Consider the following 17,316-nt stretch of genomic DNA (forward strand, 5'->3'; position numbering starts at 1 on the left):
GGCAGCGTTCGCAGTGTCTCGCCGGCGCCGAGACGGTGAGTGCCGCCACCCGCGGAGACGACGCCGGGAAGAGCGGACGAACGCTCAGGGAGGGGCCGCACTCTCGGTGCGGCCCCTCCCACGGCTGACGGGAGCCAGCTCTGCTGTCAGGCCGTCAGCACGCGCCCGGCATCTCCTCTGTGCGCGTGGGCCGGCTCAGCTACGGGTGGCGGCTACCAGCAGGCCCGTGACCGTGGCCATGAGCATCATCGCGGTGAGGGTACCGGCCAGCGGGGCGGACCAGGCAGGGCGGTGCAGCAGCAGGACCAGGACGCCGGCGCCGACCAGAAGAGTGACAACGACGAGCAGCAGGACCACGACGAGGGCGGTGAGCGTCATGCCTGCTTCGTCCCCCGAGCGGCGGCCGCGGCAGCGCGGACGGCGTGCTGTGTGCCCAGCCGCTTGAGTTTGCGGCGGACCCGCTCGCCGTATGCGGCGGGCAAGCCGGCTGCGAGCGCGGCCCGGCGCCAGGTGTCCCCGGTTTCCGCCCAGTCGTGGGCGACGGTCAGCTCATCGCGGAACAGCTCGCGCAGGACAGCGATCACCCGGCGGTCGGCGAACGCGGTGCGCAGAACGGTGTCTTCCGGGCTGCTGCCGTCGGTGAGCAGGTCGGCGAGTACCAGCCCGCTGCCGATCGGCTGGTCCAGCAGGCGCGTCCGCTGTCCGGCCGTCCTGTGGGTCCAGATCGGCTGCCGGCGCCGGTGCTCGGTCAGCGTTTCCTTCTTGAGGAGGCGCAGTACGGAGTCCTCGGCAGTCTCGGACTGGTCAAGGAGGGCGCCGGCCCAGTCTGACAGCAGAGCGGTGGAGACCGCTTCGCGCCATTGCGCTGTCTTGGCCGGGGGGATGTTCAGCCAAGTGCGGGCGAAGGCGTCGACCTCACGGTCGTGCCCTTCGATGGCGGCTTCCCGGGCGGCCATGGCCGCGTGCAGCCCCGATGGCGTCGGCGTCCGGGTCTTGGTGCGCGTCTGCAGTGCTACGGAGAACAGCTTGTCCCGGAAGCGGAAGGGAGGCACGAGTCCGGGTGCTTCGTCCGGGGTGTGGTGAACGTTGACCTCAACGCGGGGAGCGCTCAGCTGCTGCGACATGCGCTGGGCACTGTCGATGAAGAACGACGGGACCCACAGCTGCCGCAACCCGCCGTCGGCTTCCAGAGCCGTCCAGTAGGAGAAAGTCACCGGCAGCTTCGGGTCCAGCGGGAGACGCGCGGTGGCATGTGTGATCTTGACACGCTGCTCCGGTGCCGGACCGGAAGGGATGGAAGTCATGAAGCGGCCTCTCCTTGAGGGCAGTTGGGGCGTTCACTTCTAGGCTCGGCAGCGCCCCCGACCGACAATGAACCCCGGAGAATTTTATGTGACCTCCATCACATCCCTTCCTTGTGGCACGTCTGCCGCTCAGTCCTTGGCGAGAGTGTCGAACTGGGGGTCGGCGACCACCTCCAGGACCAGACCGTGCGCGGTCAGGTGGTCGGCGAGCGCGGTGAGTTCGGCGGCGTCGCGGCCGAGCCGAACAACCCGCCCCGCACGGTTCACGGCTCCCGGGCACCCCCAGAGATCTACTCCGGCCTCCTGAAGAGCGGTGATGCTCTGACCGTTTGAGCCCGCCACCGTTTGCGAGGTCGGAGGTGACCGCCACGGCGACGATGACGGATCAGCACCCCGACTGCCCCAACAGTGAAACTCGCGATGGCTGAGCCCGTCGGTCAGTTGACGCCTTCGACGATGCGGAAGTCGCGCTCGGCGGCACCGGAGAGGGCCACCAGCGCCTCCTGGTAGGTCTCACTCTCGTATGCCGCGACGGCCTGCTCAAAGCTGTCGAACTCGATCAGAACGACGCGGTGCGTGTTTCCGGCTTCGCGGGCGACGACTCGGCCGCCACTGGACAGGACCCGCCCGCCCCCGGCTTGGACGGCCGGACCGGCCAGCTTGTCGTAGGCAGCCAGCCTCTCGGGGTCGGAAATGACGCGGTAGACACTGACCCAGTAACCCTTGGCCATGGAGACCTCCTGCGTTCGGCCGGACATGTCCGGCTTCGAATTGACACGTCAGATTGCTCGATCCCGGCGACAGCAGCTCAGCACGGCTTCGCTCTTCGCGACATCGGCGCTCCCGTTGCTAACGCTTCTGTTTTCGAATCACTATGCTGCTTCGATAAGCGAAGCGCAAGGAGGAGAGGAGAGGGGAACATGGGAGGCGGAACACCGCGGCCCGGCGTACCGGTTCGGGGGTCCGCATCGGGACGCCCGGTCATGGCCGCACTCGATCTGCTGGGACGGCGCTGGACGCTGCTCATCCTGTGGGAGCTGAGTCAAGCCCCGGGCGGTTTCCGTGAGTTGCAGCGCCGGTGCGAGCGCATGTCCTCCAGTGTGCTCAGCACCCGGCTCGGCGAGCTGGCCGATGTCCAGCTGCTCACTCTGCGCGAGGACGGATATCACCTCACCCAGCTCGGTGAGGACCTTGTCGACGCCCTCCAACCGCTGTTCGCGTGGAGCCGGCGGTGGGCGGAGGATACGGACGCCGGTCCGGCACAAGGGCCCAGGCAGGGCGATGAGTAGATACGGTCTGCCCGTCACGATCGTCCGCGCGTGTCTGCGCGACGGCCACGGCGGCAGTCCCACCGCGGTGCTGGTCGAGGCGCCGTTGAGTGACGATGAGCGCCGCCGTGTGCCGGTTCTGATGGGAACGTCGCATGCCGTCTTCGTATCGGTGCACGACAGCCGACCAGGCGGTCCGGTCGTGTCCCTGCGCTTCTTCACCGCCGAGGGAGAACTGCCTGCGTGCGGACATGGGACGGTTGCCGCTCTGGCCTTCATGGCCGAGCGCGCCGGGGGCCGGGAGTGCCGAGCCACCATCCATGCGGCAGGGCGTGTCTTTCCTGGTTGGTCCGTACGGGAGAAGACGCATGCCAACGCCGCCTTCGACCCCGGCCCTGTAAACCTCCGCAGGCCCACAGCGATCGAGTGCGACCTTGTCCTGCCCGCACTCGGTGTCACCTCGGGCACACTCGCTCCCGGTATGCGCGTCGCCTCAGTGGGGAGGCCGCGGTTGCTGGTCCCCCTCACTACGCGGTCCGCTCTCACCACCCTCAGCCCGGACTTCGAACGGCTCCGTGCCGCCTGCGACCGTCTCGGTTTCCTGGGCTGCTACGCCTACTCGGTGCCGACGCCCACCGGCCGCGTCGCGGCCCGCATGTTCGCCCCGTCGATCGGCGTCGCGGAAGACATCGCCAACGCCAACAGCACCGCCTGCCTCGCTGCTCACCTGGCCGGCCAGGGCATCAGCGACATCGCAGTCGACATGGGTGACTCCCTCGGCAGTCCCTCCACGATCACCGCCACCGCCACCGCACAACCCGACGCGTCGGGGCCGCGGGTCCGCTTGGGCGGCGCCGCGGATGTCCTACGCAGCATCCGCATGCCATAGCCCGGCCCGAAGCTCATCAGTGTCAACTCCCAGCCCCTGGAAACGATGCCGAAGGGCCCCACCGCTTGCCGTGGGGCCCTTCGGGGTTTCTCCGGTTCAGGCGGTTGTCCGCCCGCCCGCTGCCGCGGTGGCGGGTTCCTCCGGTGCCGTCGGCAGGCCGGTGAGCCGGCTGACCGGGGACAGGACGAGCGCGATCAGTACGGCGGCGGAGCCGATGGCCGCCGCGGTCAGTGCGCCGTGGGCGCCGATCCGGCCGGACAGCAGGCCCGCCGAGAGGCCGCCGAGTGCGCCGCCGCCGAAGAGCAGGGTGCGGAAGACCGCCGTCATCCGGCCCATCATCGACTGCGGGGTACTGGCCTGGCGCAGGCTGACGATGATCACGCCGGCGACGCCGAGTCCGAGGTAGGTGGTGAAGAAGGAGAGCACGAACATCCCCACCATCACCGGCCGGGGGCCGGCGGCCACGGCGATCAGTGTCGGGCCGACGAGGAGGGCCGACTGGGCCACCAGGTAGACCGGGCCGAGCCGGAAGCGCCGGATGATCTTCCGGGAGATCGCCGCGCCGATCAGTCCGCCCACGGAGGCCGTGGCGAAAATGCCGCCGAGGGTCGTCGAGTCCAGGTGCAGGTCCCTCGTCCCGTACAGCAGGAACATGGTCCACACGGTGACCATGGAGAAGTTGCAGCAGAACCCGATGAGCGCGAGTGACCGCAGGACCGGATTCCCAAGGACCCAGCGCAGACCGTCCCGGAGCTCGGTCGGCACGTGCCGGCGTCCGGCCGGGGGGCGGGGCTCGGGGGTGCGGATGAGCAGCAGGGAGATCAGGGACACCAGGTAGGAGAAGGCGTCCACGATCAGCGCCACGGGTGCGGTCAGGGCGCCGATCAGGACACCGGCGAGTCCGGGCCCCGCCACATCGGCCGCCGAGGAGCTCATTCCCATCTTGGCGCCGGCTTCGACGTAGTGCCGGGGATCGCGCACCAGGGTGGGTACGTAGGACATCCAGCTCACGTCGAACAGCACCGAGGCGACGCCGACGGCGCAGGCGATCACCAGCAGCGAGGCCAGGCTGAGCGTGTCCGTCCAGTACAGGACGGGCACGAGGGCCAGCAGGACCGCCCGGACGAGGTTGGCGCCGAGCATGATCCGCCGACGGCGGGCCCGGTCCACCCACACCCCGAAGACCAGGGCGAGCCCGAGGTACGGGACGAGTTGCAGGAAGCGCAGCACGCCGACCTGCTCGTCCGTGGCGTCGAAGGCGACGATCGCGGTCAGGGGCAGGGCGAGGTTGGTGACCTGGGTGCCGAGGAGGGACAGCGTCTCGCCGAGCCAGAACCTGAGGAAGTCGCCGTTGCGCCACAGGCTTCCGGGGTACGGGGGCGCGGCCCGCGTCTCCGTGGCCGTCATCGCCGCCCCTGGCCGAGGATCTCCGCGACGGCGCCGGCGACGTGGTCCACCTCTTCCTCGGTGTTGTAGTAGTGCGGCGACAGGCGCAGGCACCATTCGACGCCCTTGTCCGTGAAGTCGAACTGTGCGAACTCACGGAAGCTGAGTGCCGAGTTGATGGCGCGGGCGTCCATGGCCGCCTTGAACGGCTCCGGCTGCCAGCCCTCCACCTCGAAGGTGACGAGCGCGGCCAGGCGCGGGCCGCGGTCGAGCACGCGCACCCCGGGGACGGTTTCGAGCCGCTCGCGCAGCCGGGCCGCGAGCGCCGGTGTACGCCGTTCGATGGCCTCGATGCCGACCTTGCGGGCGTAGCGCGTGGCGGCGGCGCTGCCGAGCAGCGTGGCGTAGGGGAACTCCCACTCCTCGAACCGGGCCGCCGTACCGGCGGGCTCGTAGCCGCCCGGTTCGCTCCAGCGGGCGCCGTGCATGTCGATGAACAGCGGTTCGTAGCCGGCGCGCAGGACGCGATCGGAGACGTAGAGGAATCCCGAGCCGCGCGGGCCGCGGAGGAACTTGCGGCAGGTGGCGGTGAGGAAGTCACAGCCGATCTCTTCCACGTCGATGGCGAACTGGCCCACCGACTGGCAGGCGTCGACCAGGTAGAGCAGGTCCAGCTCGCGGCAGTGGCGGCCGATCTCGGCGACCGGCGAGACGAGCCCCGAGTTGGTGGGGACGTGCGTCGCGGAGACCAGGCGGGGGCGGTGGGTCCGCATCAGCGCGGCCATCGCCGCCACGTCGACCCCGCCCTCGGGTGTGTCGGGCGCGTGGACGATGCGGACGCCGAACCGCTTGCGCAAGGACAGGAAGGCGATCTGGTTGGAGACGAAGTCGTCGCGGGTGGTGAGGATGACGTCGCCGGGCTCGAACGGGATCGAGGACAGGGCGTTGGCGTAGGCGTGGGTGGCGCTGCCCGCGAAGGCGATGTTGTCGGGTGTGGTGTTGATGAGAGCGGCGATCTCCGTGTAGAACTCGCGGACTTCGCCGGCCCGGGCGGCCGACGCCTCGTAGCCGCCGATCCGTGCTTCGAGGTTGAGGTGGCCGACCATCGCGTCCAGCACGGGGGCCGCCATGAGCCCGCAGCCCGCGTTGTTGAAGTGGATGACCTTTCGGCACCCCGGCGTCTCGGCCCGCAGAGCGGCGACGTCCAGGAGCTGAAGTGCTTCCCGACCTGACCCAGTAGCGCTATTATCGTTTCTCATGAATGACGGTAGCACTTCTGGTGAGTTGACCGAAAGCCTTCGGGCGCTGCTCTCCCGGCTGTCCCCCGGTGACCGGCTGCCGAGCAGCCGGGAGCTGATCAAGGAGTACCGGGTCGGCCCCGCGACGGTGGCGCGGGCCATCGCCGCACTGGCCGCCGAGGGCGCGGTGGTGACCCGCCCCGGCAGTGGGACGTACGTGGCGCAGCGCACCCGGCACCACGGCGGAGTCGCCGCCGACACGGACTGGCAGACGGTCGCCCTCACCGACCGCGCCGTCGACACCCACTTGATGACCGAACAGCTCGGACCGCCGCCGGCCGGGACGATCACCATGGACGGCGGGTACGTGCACCGCTCGCTCCAGCCCACCCGGGCCCTGAGCGCGGCTCTGGCGCGGGCGGCACGCCGTCCGGATGCCTGGGACCGGGCACCGGCCGGCGGTCTGACGGCGCTGCGCACCGTGTTCGCCCGCATCGCCGGGGGCAGCGTGGCACCAGAGGACGTGCTGGTCACCGCGGGCGGGCAGAGCGCGCTGTCGATCGCGTTCCGGGCCATCGCCGGGCCCGGCACGCCGGTCCTCGTGGAATCGCCCACCTACCCCCGGGCTCTTGCCGCGGCCCGCGCCGCGGGCCTGCGGCCGGTGCCGGTGCCGCTGGACGCCGACGGCCTGCGGCCCGACCTGCTGGCCGACGCGTTCGCGATGACCGGCGCCCGGCTGCTGTACTGCCAGCCGGCCTTCCAGAACCCGACCGGTGCCGTGCTGTCCCCCGAACGCCGCGGCCAGATCCTCGACGTGGCACGCGCGTCGGGCGCGTTCGTGATCGAGGACGATTTCGCGCGGCACCTGGGGCACGGCGGCCCGGTGCCGCGGCCGCTGGTGGCCGACGACCGCGACGGCACGGTCGTCCAGGTGACCTCCCTGTCCAAGCCCGCGGCACCGAGCCTGCGGATCGGGGCGCTGGTGGCCCGCGGGCCGGTGATGGAGCGCATGCGGGCGGTACGCCTGGTCGACGACTTCTTCGTCACCCGCCCGCTCCAGGAGGCGGCGCTGGAGGTGCTCAGCTCCCCGTCCTGGGACCGGCACGTCCGCTCCCTCGGCGCGGCGCTCCGGGAGCGGTGCGCCACGCTGGCCGCCGCGGTCACCCGGGAGATGCCCGGCGCGACCCTGACCGGGCTGCCCGCGGGCGGACTTCACCTGTGGGTTCGCCTGCCGTCGGGCGTGGACGACGCGGTCCTCACCGGCGCCGCCCGGCAACGCGGCGTCGCCGTGAGCGCCGGCAACCGCTACTTCGCCACCGAGCCGCCGGCGGCCCACCTGCGCATCGGGTTCGCCGCCACCGCTGACCACGCCGAGCTGACCGAGGGGGCACGCCGGCTGGGGACCGCCCTGGCAGACCTCGCCCCAAAGGGAGGGTGGGACACCTGATTACCGCGCGCTGGGCCGTGCGAGCGGGCAGCGGCACGGCCTCAGTTCCGCTCTTCATCCGCTCCGCGAGAAAGCCCCAGGTCATGTCGCCTGGGGCTTTCAACCACTGTGCGGGTATCCGTTCCACCCGCCCCTGATCAGGCCTCTGCGCGGATCTGCTGCCAGCGCTGAGCGATGGTGCCGTCCACCGTGTAGAAGAACTCCGTCTTGAAGTCGGGGCTCGGGCTCAGCTGCTCGATCCAGGTCATGGGCCAGTCGCGGCCGTGAAAGTGCTTCTTCAGGTGGCGACTGAAGGCTGAGAGGGCTCCTCGCAGGTGGGTGCGGTCGATGTCCAGGAGCTCGACAAGGCGAGTTGTGCTGACGTAGTCACCAGCATGCCGGGCCAGCACATCGAGCAGCCTGCTCACGCTCTGCGTGGACGGGAGCTGAGTCGCCGCCAGCCTCTGGAGCACCTCGACGGTCCATTGTTCGCTCAGCGTCTCACCGGCCGGCTTCTCGCCCGACGCGTCACCCTCGACCGTCGTGTGCCCGGAGAGTTGGACGACGTACGCCTGGACCTCCGCGACGAACTGCCGAGGCACCGGCACGTACACGTATTCGCTTTCCTGCTGAAGCAAGGTTCCCCCACGTGGAAAATTCACTCTGTCTGACCTCAGCCTGACATACGCCGTTGACTCTGTCCATCCACACTTAGACTCTGTGTCTCGCCGAGCCTCCCTCAGGAGATTTGAAGCACCCTTCCGGAGGCTCTAGGCACCGGCGGCGACCCCCGAAAGCCCCCCGCCCCGCCGGCCCCACGTCATATTGAGCTGGCGTTCGTAATTGGCGTACCCGGCGCGGCGGAAGGCTTGTGACATCGGTGGGTTGCCGACGTCCGTCGACGCGCGGATGCGCGCGGCGCCGCGCTCCGCGAGGAGTCTCGTGCCCTCCGCCAGGATGTCGCCGGCGTAGCCCTTGCCGCGGTGCTCCGGGAGCACCGCGAGGTAGGCGATGACAGGGTTGTACGCGTTGCGCGCCGGGATCACGAACCCCACCGGGTCTCCCCCGGGCAGGGTCGCGACGCGCCACCAGTCCCTCGGGGTCGTGTAACGCTCCAGTTCGTCCTCGTAATGGCTGACCGCCGCTTCGCGCGCGGACATCCGGGTCAGGTCGTCACGGCTGTGCGCGTCCAGTGTTCCCTCCAGCACCGCGGTCATCAGAGTCAGAAGTTCCTCGGCGGCGCCGACGGGACGGAACGTCAGGCGTCCGGTCGGAGCCTGGATCGGCGTGCCCGGGCGCCATTCCCATCGCAACCGTTCGACGAGCAACCGGGCGCCGGTTCGTTCCAGTACCGTCATCCGGTCCTCGACGGCCCGTGCGGTGGTCTCCCGCCAGTCGGGTGGGACGAAGCGGCTGTACTCGGGAGGCCGGGTCGCGGAGGGGAGAATCGCGGCCATGGCGGTCCTCACCAATTGCTCCCCGGCGTCCAGACGCGCAGAGGCCGGGGCGCTGTCGTCGAGGTCAAGAACGTCCAGGGAGAGCGGTACGGCCTCTCCCGTCCGGCCCCACCAGGCGGCCCTGGCGAGAAGGTGGTCGCCACGCAGAGCGACCCACATCCAGTCCGGCCGGCGGCGGCCGGCGGTGAGGTCGTCCGCCAGCTCACCGTTGAGGGTGTAGGGCAGCCGGGTGAAGATGTCGAGTTCCTCGCGTCCCGCGATCGGACGCACCATCAGGTCATGCTGTCGCGCAGTCAAGGCAGACTCCGGTGTGGGTGCGGGCGCGGGCGCCCCTCCTTACCGGGTCAGACGTGGTCCGCACCCCAGGAGGACACCAGCGCAGTCGTCATGGGAATCATGAATGTGCCCCTCCTCTCGCTGTCACGGCCCGCCGGCCCGGCCAGGGGCCTCCGTCCGTCACCCCTGTCCGTTCGTCACATCTATCCGAACGCGGAGCCGTCCGGCAACCGCTTTACCTGTGCGACGAGGCGGCACCCCGTCCACGACAGGCCGCGGTGCGCCGGGGTGGTGGTATTCGGACTCCGAATGTCGTCCGATTGCCGCCACTTCCCGTCCGAATTCCGCCAGTCGGCAGCCGGAGGCGCGAATTGATCAGGGCGGTCAGTTTTCCGTGAGACGCCCCAAGCATTGACAGGCCGACGCCGGGCAGCCTTCAATCGGGAGTCACAAGAGCTCAAATCGGACCGTTGCGATCTGCCGGGGAGGTTACCGAGCTCTGCGACGGTCATGCTTGCGCGCGGCGGGCACGCTGAGCCCGGTCTGCTTGTGATCTCCGCATTCAGGCTTTATCGGAACTGTCCATTCGGGCTCTTCGGCTGCTCGTGCTCTCGCGTGCAGCCAAGGCGGAACGAGTCAGAGGGAGTTCTCCGAATGACCGTTGAGTCCATGGCATCCGTCGGTACGGAAGCCATCACCCGCGAAGCTGTCGATCAGCTTCTCGGCGAGTACCAGACCACCTACGAGAACAGCAGCCCCGACTATTTCAAGCTGTTCGCGGCCGACGCGACGTTCTTCGTCCAGTCGTCCCCGACCCGGATCGACAGCCGCGAGGAGTTCCAGCGGGTGTTCGCGCTGACACCGGGCACCACCCGGCGCAGCCAGATCCTGTCGCCCGAGATCCGCATCATGGGGGACACGGCGCTCATCAGCCTGCACTCCCGGGTGGCCCTCGGTGACGAGCAGCACTACCTGCGCGAGACCCTCGTGGCGACCCGCGACTCCCGCGGCACGCTGCGCATCGCGCACCTGCACATCTCCCCGCAGGAGATGCCGGCCGTGCCCGACACGCCGGAGCGGGCGCTCGAGGAGATCGCGATCATCGAGGAGCGCACGGCCACCACGGCCAGCACCGTCGGCACTCCGAAGTAAGTCCCTCCAAGCCGAAACGTTTCGGCACCGCTGGGGCCCGTCCTGGACGGGTCCCGGCACCCGGCGCCCCGGCGCCCCGGCCCCCCGGCTCCCCGCCCTCACCCCCGGCATGACCGCCCACCTTGTCACCCGGCCCGCTCGCACCGCGTCGCCGAAGCGCACGGTCCCGGCTTTCTGAACGTTTGAGGTTTCTGGAGGGGTACGTTGTTGCGGAACACCGTGACCTGCACGCCCGAATACGCCCGGCGGCTCCCGGAGAAAGCCCGGCCGCTGATCCGTTATCGCCGGGAGGATTTCGGCTGGCTGGCCGCCTTCCCGGACGGTTCGATGGCCATGTACGACGAGGGAGTCGAGCCGCTGCTGCGCGCGGGACAGCCCCCCGAGCTCTGTGCCGATCACCTCATCGACCGTCTCTCCGTCGAAACGGAATTCCGCTTCCGGGCCCCCGCGATGGTCTGGCTGGAAATCACCAGAACCTGCAACCTTCGCTGTCCGCATTGCTTCGTCGAAGGCGGAAAGGCGCGCAGCACCGAGCTGCCCACCGAGCGGATCATGGAACTGCTCGACGAATGGGCCGACATGGGCGTTTTCTCGCTCATCGTCACCGGTGGCGAGCCCACCATTCACCCCGACTTCAGCGATATCGTGCAGCGCGCTTATGACCTTGGATTCGTCGTCGGCATCCCCACGAACGGCACGACACTGACCGAGAGCATCATCGAGCGGCTCCCGCGTGACGATGTCATCATCAGCCTGAGCATCGACGGCCTGCACGGCGAGGGGAAATACCGCAACGAGGGCGAGTTCGCCTACGTCACCCGCCGCCTGGCCGAACTGCGCGACCGTGGCTTCAACACCAGCATCATGACCACCACCACGCATCAGAACGTGGACGATCTGCCGGTCATCATGAACTGGGCCCGGGACAACGACATCAGCCTGCGCAGCGTCCCCTTCATCCCCATGGGCCGCGGCGCGCTGCACCGCGATCTCGCCAGCACCGTGCACGACGTGGAGAACACGGCCCGGTTCTGGATCGCGGAAGAGGAGTGGGCCCGGCAGAAGGACGAGACCCTCGGCCTGTGCGCGGGGAAGGTCCTGGACTTCCTCTACACCATGGTCTTCGCCACGCGCCGCTGCATGAGCGGGCGCGGGGTGTGCTACGTCAGCTCCTCGGGGGACGTGTTCCCGTGCAGCACCTGCGCCGGCAGCAAGGTGCTCGGCGGCGGGAACGTGCAGATGACGTCGTTCGCCGAGATCTGGGACGCCGACGACTGGCTCATCCGCAAGATCACCTGGGACAACTACAAGGACACGTGCAGCGGTTGTCCCATCAACGACGACAAATACTTCTGCACCGGCCGCTGCCCGAGTCAGTCCAGCATCCTCAACGGCAGCTACGACGGCTGCGGGACCACCGAGTTCCAGCGGCAGAGCATCATCCGCCGGGAGGAGCTCTTCCGCGAGCACATCATGTCCGAGCCGCTGGTCGAGCTGCGGCGGCCGCAGGCGGACGACAGCGCTTCCGGGCCGGGGCGGGCGTCATGATGGACGTCGGGCTGATCAGCAGCCTGCACCTCAACCACGGCGGCATGTCGCTGCACACCGGGCCGGGCGACCCGATGCCCATGCAGACCTTCGTGCCCGTCGGGCTGCTCTCCCTCAAGGCGGCCGCCGACAGCGCGGGCATCCCCGCCGCCATCGACGTCGTCGAGGTCAACCGGCTCCTCGTCGACGGCACCATCCCCAACACCGACGCCCTCTACGACGACATCGCCGCCTCGGTGCTGGCCGCGGGCGACGACCTCGTCGGCCTGATGACCGACGCGGACTCCCTCTCCCACACCGTGCTCATCGGACAGGCCGTCAAACGGCGCTCGCCGGACACCCTGGTCTGTCTCGGCGGACCCGCCGTCACACCGATGAGCGCCGAGTTCATCCAGCGGTTCCCGTGGGCCGACTTCATCGTGCGCGGCGAGGGCGAAGTGACCTTCAGCGAACTGCTGGCGACCCTGGACGCGGGCCGCGAACCGGCCGACGTGCGGGGGCTGACGTACCGCCGCAAGGGCGAGGCCGTGGTCAACGCGGACCGGCCGCTGGTGAAGAACCTGGGCGACCTGCCCTGGCCCGCCTACTACGCCTTCGACATGACGACCGACGCCAACCTGTACCTGGACGTCGGGCGCGGCTGCCCCTTCAAGTGCTCGTTCTGCGCCACCGCGCCCTTTTGGGAGCGGCGGTTCCGGATGCGGCCGATCGACGACATCGTCCGGCAGATGGAGTACGTCCGGGACCGGTTCGGCCGCACCAGCGTCAACTTCTCCCACGACATCTTCACCTGCGACCGCAACTGGACGCACCGGTTCTGCGACGAGCTCATCGCCCGCGACGTCGGCGTCACCTGGGGCTGCAGCACCCGCACCGACGTCATCGACGCCGAGCTGCTGCAGAAGATGGGCGCCGCGGGCTGCGACGAGATCTACTACGGCATCGAGAGCGGCTCGCCGAAGATGCAGCGGTGGATCAAGAAGAACCTCGACCTCGACCACTGCCTGGACATCGTCAGGGCCACCAAGGCGGCGGGCGTCCGACCCGTCGCGGGCTTCATCGTCGGCTACCCCACCGAGACCCGCGAGACGCTGGAGGAGACGCTCACCCGGTTCTTCCAGTTCCTCCGGGAGGGCGAGGGCCGCAGCCAGCTGTTCACGCTGGTCCCGCTGCACCAGTCGCCGATGTACCGCCAGTACGAGATGACCCTGGACCGCCCGGCCGAGTACTACGACGCCCCGGTGACCGACTCCCGGATGGCCCAGATCCAGCAGTACCGCAGGGAACACAAGGACCTCTTCTGCACCGACTACCGCTTCGCCACCCCGGACGTCGACGAAGCCCTGATCGACGCGGCCGAGGAGCTCTCCGGCCATGTGGTCGTCCTCGCCTCGCTGTGGCCGCACCTGCTCGCCCACTACGACTCACCGCTCGCCTGGTACGAACGCTGGGTCGCCTGGATCGAGCGGTACAACGACCGGCACTCGCCGGGCACCCGCTACCGTCACCAGTGCGAACCGCGTGACCTGCTGGTCTTCGCCCAGGAGGAGACCGTCCGGCTCGGCATCGAGGACAGCCCCGTCGCCGCGCTGGTGCGCTACGAGATGATGCGGCTGGACGCCGCGGGCCTCCCCTCCCCCGGACCCCGGCCGGCCGCGTCCACCGTGGGCCCCGAGTCCGCGCTGCGGCCCGGGGACTTCCTGGGCGCCGAATTCCCCTATGCGCTCCAGGAGTTGCTGCGCGGCGAGACGGCTCCGGCGGCCCCGGGCGGCGGGGCGTACGTGGTGACCCGCAAGAGCGCCGCCGACAAGATCGAGACCATCCAGCTGGGCCGGGCGGCCCGCACCCTGCTGGAGCGCGCGGACGGCCGGCGGACCGCCCGGGAGCTCATCGCCGAGGTCTTCCCCCCGCCCTCCGCCGGCGAGGATCCGCAACGGGCGCTCGACCGCGGCCTCGGGCTGATCCGCTCGCTGGCCGGGATGGGGCTCCTACTGGAGGGCGAAGCGGTGGTGAAGGCGCCGGACGGACCGCCCCCCGCCCACGGCAAGGCCCCGGGCGGCGGCCCCGCCCGCGTCAACGGCAAGGCACCGGACGGTCCCGCACCGGCCGTCGGCACGGCGGAGGCGCGCTGACGTGACGGCCGCGGAGGTGGTGCGCGTCGAACGGTCCCTCGGCGCGGTGGTGACGGCCGGCGGTGGTGAGAGCCGGTGCCACCGGACGGAGTTCCACGGCGGGCGCTGGGAGCGGCCCGGCGCCGGCGTCCGGATCTTCACCGGCCCGCCGCCCGCGCCCCGGCGGCTGCCGCTGCCGGACCCCGCCCCGCTCGACGACCACCGCGAGGCCGCGGCGGCGCTGGCCGCGCTGCACGCCCGGTTCGGCCCGGGGAGCCGTCTGCACTACACGCACACGTCGTCGGTCCGGGCCGTCGCCGGGCCCGGAGCGGGTGAGCCGGTGCCGCAGCAGCGCCGGGTCTGGTCGCTCACCGGAGACCTCGCGACCCGGGCCGGCCGCACCGTCCCGGTCGGGCGCAGCGGACGCGGCCCGGGGGCCGTACGGCTCCTCGACCCCGGCTGGCTCGACGCGACCGAAGGGCTGCTGGCCGCCGTGGACCGGGCCCGGCCGCTGGAGGCGGGCGCCCCGCCGGCCGTCCTGTCGCCGCAGGCGGCCGGTGTGCTGTTGCACGAGGCCGCCGGTCACTTCGCGGAAGGCGCCCCCGACGGCACGCCGCCGCTCGGACACCGCCTGCGCTGCCGGGTCGCCGCGGACCTGGTCAGCCTCGATGACGATCCCCTCGCCGAGGGCGGCCCGGCCCACTACGACCGCGACGACGACGGCATCGCCGTCCTGGGCCGGCAGCGGATCGTCGTCGACGGCGTCCTCGTGCGGCAACTGCACAGCGCCGCCAGCGCCGCACGCGCCGGGGCGATGCCCACCGCCAACGGCCGGGCGGCGTCGGTGCTCCAGCGCCCGCTGCCCCGCATGTCCAACCTGGTCTGCCGGCCGGGCGCGACCGCGTGGGACGAGCTCGTGGAAAACGCCGGGCACGGCCTGCTCGTCCACCGGCTCGCCGACGGCATCCGGTTCGGCGACACCGTCGAGGCCCGGCTGGTGCTCGGCGAGCGGATCCGCTCCGGCCGCCGCACCGGGGAGTACGTGACCGGCCGCGTCCGGGAGAAGGCCGACGTCCTGACCCGGATCGTCGAACTCGGCGACCGCGGCGAGTTCACGGACAACGCCCTGTGCGGAAAGGACCGCCAGATGCTGTTCGACGTCGGGACGTGCGCACCGGCCGTCCGGTTCAGCGCTCTGCGGTGCGCGTCGTGACGGCCGTCCGCGTCGTCCGGCGCCACACCGCCGTGCGCGTGTCACCCGGCGGCCATGAAGCACGGACCGATCTGGTCCTGCGGGCGGAGTCCGGCGAACCGGGCCGGTGGCGGCTCGCCGTCCGCCCGGCGGACGGCGCCGGGGCGGACCCGGCCGGGCGGGCGCGCACCGCGTGGCGCGTGCTGGCGGAGAAGGCCCGCCCGGTGCTGCGCGGGGACGGGCTGCTCGTCGAGGCGGGCCGCACCGGGACCGAGATCGTGTGTGACGGGCGTACGGTGCTGTCGCACAGCCGCGCCTACCTGCTGGTCCGGGACGGCGACCACGTCCTGCACCTGGCGGACGGGCCGGCCCCGGAGGACGCCCTGCCCTGGGTCCGGGCCGCGGGCCCGGACGAGATCCGCGCCGACACGCCCGTCCTCCTCGGCCCGTCCGCCCTGCTGGCCCTCGCGGCCGCCGCCCGGGAGGAGCGGGGCGGTACGGCGCCGGACCGCACGGAGCCCCCGGCCCCGTCCCCGTACCCGCCCCACGACCTGCCCCTGCCGCCGGCCGGGCCGGGCGGGATCGGCCGTACCCGCGCCGACCTCGACCGGGCCCGCGAGCTGCTCGGCGATCCGCTGCTCTGGCTCGCGCCGCACGGCACCTTCGGCGAGCGGGCGGCCGGGGACCTGCCGGACGCCGGTGCCGGACGGCTGCCCGGCACGGCACCACCGCCGCGGGCGCTGATCATCGACTCGCTCGCCCCCAGGGCCCGTTCGGCCGCCGGAACCCTCGACTGGAGCGCCGCCTACCGCGTGTCCGACAGCTCCGGCACCGGCCGCGGCACCGGACCGCTGCGGCTGCGCGGCGCCCCGGGCGAACTGCTGGCGGCGGCCGGGGCCCGCTGCGGCCCCCGGCGGCCCGGGCTCGGCCGCGACCCCATCGGGCGGGCGCGCTACCGGCTCACCCCGACCGTCATCACCTCACTGCACGCGGGCCGGGTGTTCGTTCCCTGATCTCCCGGCCGTCCGTGACCCGTCCGCCGAGGAGAGAGGAACCGCCATGTCATCCACGGCCCCGCACGACGACGAACCACTCGACCCGGACTCCGCCAAGGACGTCATGCTCGCGCCGGTACGCGGCGTCGACACCCGGCGCGGGCTGCCGGTGACGTACTTCGAACGCCGCCCGAGCCGGTTCGTCGTGAAGATCGCCATCGCCTTCGGGGTCATCGTCGTCTGCTACACGGCCCTGCTGGAGCTGCGCAACCCCGTGACCATCGCCGTCTCCGTCCTCGTGCTCGGGGTGACGTACGCCTACCTCGTGGAGCTGCAGCACGAGTGCCTGCACGAGCACGCCTTCCACTCCCGGTGGGCCAACCGGCTGTGGGGGTTCGTCTGCGGGATGTTCATGTTCAGCTCGTTCTCCCACTACAAGTACGAGCACCTCCGGCACCACGCCTACCTGGGCACCGAGCGGAACCTCGAATTCTTCAACTACCGCTTCCGCGGCCTGGACAGCGTGCACGGCTTCGCCACCGCCGCGTTCCACCCCGGCCGGTACGCCGACGTCGTGCGCAACATGGGCCGCGGCCTGGCCCGGCGCCCGGTGCCCGGCGTCGACCGGCCGCGGGCCGCACGGGCGATCCAGAACGAGTACCGGGTGCTGTCGGCTCTGGCCGCCGGCGCCGTCGCGGTGAGCCTGCTGACCGGGGACTGGTTCTTCGTGTGGGCGTGGCTGCTGCCGGTCCTGCTGCTGAGCGAGGCCGTCCACTTCCTGATCGAGCTGCCGGAGCACTTCGGGCTGAACACCCAGACCGACCCCGACGTCCTGACCAACACCCGGACCATCAGGGCCTCCCGGTTCGCCCGCTGGATCACGAACTGCAACAACCTGCACACGGCGCACCACTACCACCAGGGTGTCCCCATGGTGAACGTGCCGCGGCTGCACGACTCCATCGAAGAGAAGGTCGGGACCGTCGAGCCGTCGTACTGGAGCTTCTACCGCAAGGTGCTGCGCGGGGAGATCGTCTACCAGGGCGACGAGCAGACCTGCATGACGCGTTGACG

The 17,316-nt window shown here is 70.8% G+C and carries 17 protein-coding genes; 9 read left to right on the forward strand and 8 right to left on the reverse strand.

What is annotated here, in order from left to right:
• Nucleotides 1-195: 195 nt before the first annotated feature.
• The 4 genes from ABZ951_RS03465 to ABZ951_RS03480 all read right to left on the reverse strand — a co-directional run bounded on the left by ABZ951_RS03465 (nucleotide 196) and on the right by ABZ951_RS03480 (nucleotide 2,035).
• Nucleotides 196-378 carry a hypothetical protein gene (locus tag ABZ951_RS03465; RefSeq protein ID WP_344085599.1) on the reverse strand — a complete coding sequence of 61 codons (183 nt, stop codon included), beginning with the start codon at nucleotides 376-378 and terminating at the stop codon, nucleotides 196-198.
• Complete coding sequence (locus ABZ951_RS03470; protein ID WP_344085602.1) at nucleotides 375-1,304, reverse strand: hypothetical protein; 930 nt, start codon at nucleotides 1,302-1,304, stop codon at nucleotides 375-377. Before ABZ951_RS03470 ends, ABZ951_RS03465 begins: the two co-directional genes overlap by 4 nt.
• 129 nt (nucleotides 1,305-1,433) lie before the next feature.
• Nucleotides 1,434-1,571 (reverse strand): hypothetical protein, encoded by a 138-nt coding sequence (locus ABZ951_RS03475; protein WP_344085605.1) that lies wholly within the window; start codon nucleotides 1,569-1,571, stop codon nucleotides 1,434-1,436.
• 170 nt (nucleotides 1,572-1,741) lie between these two features.
• On the reverse strand, nucleotides 1,742-2,035 hold the full coding sequence (locus ABZ951_RS03480; RefSeq protein ID WP_344085733.1) for a DUF1330 domain-containing protein: 294 nt from the start codon (nucleotides 2,033-2,035) through the stop codon (nucleotides 1,742-1,744).
• Nucleotides 2,036-2,224: 189 nt separating this feature from the next.
• Between ABZ951_RS03480 and ABZ951_RS03485 the strand changes: the two genes are divergently transcribed.
• On the forward strand, nucleotides 2,225-2,593 hold the full coding sequence (locus tag ABZ951_RS03485) for a helix-turn-helix domain-containing protein (protein ID WP_344085608.1): 369 nt from the start codon (nucleotides 2,225-2,227) through the stop codon (nucleotides 2,591-2,593).
• On the forward strand, nucleotides 2,586-3,461 hold the full coding sequence (locus ABZ951_RS03490; protein ID WP_344085611.1) for a PhzF family phenazine biosynthesis isomerase: 876 nt from the start codon (nucleotides 2,586-2,588) through the stop codon (nucleotides 3,459-3,461). Before ABZ951_RS03485 ends, ABZ951_RS03490 begins: the two co-directional genes overlap by 8 nt.
• A 96-nt stretch (nucleotides 3,462-3,557) precedes the next feature.
• On the opposite strand, the gene ABZ951_RS03495 is transcribed toward ABZ951_RS03490, so the two are convergent.
• Both ABZ951_RS03495 and ABZ951_RS03500 read right to left on the reverse strand, forming a co-directional pair.
• A complete protein-coding gene (locus ABZ951_RS03495) occupies nucleotides 3,558-4,868 on the reverse strand; it encodes an MFS transporter (protein WP_344085614.1) in 1,311 nt (436 codons plus the stop codon).
• A complete protein-coding gene (locus ABZ951_RS03500) occupies nucleotides 4,865-6,106 on the reverse strand; it encodes an aminotransferase class V-fold PLP-dependent enzyme (protein ID WP_344085617.1) in 1,242 nt (413 codons plus the stop codon). The genes ABZ951_RS03495 and ABZ951_RS03500 overlap by 4 nt, the downstream gene beginning before the upstream one ends.
• Here ABZ951_RS03500 and ABZ951_RS03505 point away from each other — a divergent pair.
• Nucleotides 6,105-7,532, forward strand: coding sequence for a PLP-dependent aminotransferase family protein (locus ABZ951_RS03505; protein ID WP_344085620.1), 1,428 nt, complete (start codon nucleotides 6,105-6,107; stop codon nucleotides 7,530-7,532). The genes ABZ951_RS03500 and ABZ951_RS03505 overlap by 2 nt on opposite strands.
• Nucleotides 7,533-7,669: 137 nt before the next feature.
• Here the strand turns inward: ABZ951_RS03505 and ABZ951_RS03510 are convergent, their stop codons facing one another.
• Together ABZ951_RS03510 and ABZ951_RS03515 are read right to left on the reverse strand one after the other, a co-directional pair.
• Nucleotides 7,670-8,149 carry a hypothetical protein gene (locus tag ABZ951_RS03510; RefSeq protein ID WP_344085623.1) on the reverse strand — a complete coding sequence of 160 codons (480 nt, stop codon included), beginning with the start codon at nucleotides 8,147-8,149 and terminating at the stop codon, nucleotides 7,670-7,672.
• 132 nt (nucleotides 8,150-8,281) lie between these two features.
• Nucleotides 8,282-9,241 (reverse strand): GNAT family N-acetyltransferase, encoded by a 960-nt coding sequence (locus ABZ951_RS03515; RefSeq protein WP_344085626.1) that lies wholly within the window; start codon nucleotides 9,239-9,241, stop codon nucleotides 8,282-8,284.
• A 657-nt stretch (nucleotides 9,242-9,898) separates the two neighbouring features.
• Between ABZ951_RS03515 and ABZ951_RS03520 the strand changes: the two genes are divergently transcribed.
• The 6 genes from ABZ951_RS03520 to ABZ951_RS03545 all read left to right on the forward strand — a co-directional run bounded on the left by ABZ951_RS03520 (nucleotide 9,899) and on the right by ABZ951_RS03545 (nucleotide 17,314).
• Nucleotides 9,899-10,396, forward strand: coding sequence for a nuclear transport factor 2 family protein (locus tag ABZ951_RS03520; RefSeq protein WP_344085629.1), 498 nt, complete (start codon nucleotides 9,899-9,901; stop codon nucleotides 10,394-10,396).
• A gap of 207 nt (nucleotides 10,397-10,603) precedes the next feature.
• On the forward strand, nucleotides 10,604-11,944 hold the full coding sequence (locus ABZ951_RS03525) for a radical SAM protein (RefSeq protein WP_361278763.1): 1,341 nt from the start codon (nucleotides 10,604-10,606) through the stop codon (nucleotides 11,942-11,944).
• On the forward strand, nucleotides 11,941-14,076 hold the full coding sequence (locus ABZ951_RS03530; protein WP_344085635.1) for a radical SAM protein: 2,136 nt from the start codon (nucleotides 11,941-11,943) through the stop codon (nucleotides 14,074-14,076). Before ABZ951_RS03525 ends, ABZ951_RS03530 begins: the two co-directional genes overlap by 4 nt.
• Nucleotide 14,077: 1 nt before the next feature.
• A complete protein-coding gene (locus ABZ951_RS03535; protein WP_361278766.1) occupies nucleotides 14,078-15,268 on the forward strand; it encodes a metallopeptidase TldD-related protein in 1,191 nt (396 codons plus the stop codon).
• Nucleotides 15,265-16,260, forward strand: coding sequence for a hypothetical protein (locus tag ABZ951_RS03540; protein ID WP_361278769.1), 996 nt, complete (start codon nucleotides 15,265-15,267; stop codon nucleotides 16,258-16,260). Before ABZ951_RS03535 ends, ABZ951_RS03540 begins: the two co-directional genes overlap by 4 nt.
• A gap of 46 nt (nucleotides 16,261-16,306) precedes the next feature.
• Nucleotides 16,307-17,314: a fatty acid desaturase gene (locus tag ABZ951_RS03545; protein ID WP_344085644.1), complete on the forward strand. Its 1,008-nt coding sequence runs from the start codon at nucleotides 16,307-16,309 to the stop codon at nucleotides 17,312-17,314.
• Nucleotides 17,315-17,316: the final 2 nt, after the last annotated feature.

Origin of the sequence: Streptomyces sp. NPDC046215, assembly GCF_040646215.1 — a bacterium.
In the GTDB taxonomy this organism is placed as follows: domain Bacteria; phylum Actinomycetota; class Actinomycetes; order Streptomycetales; family Streptomycetaceae; genus Streptomyces; species Streptomyces stramineus.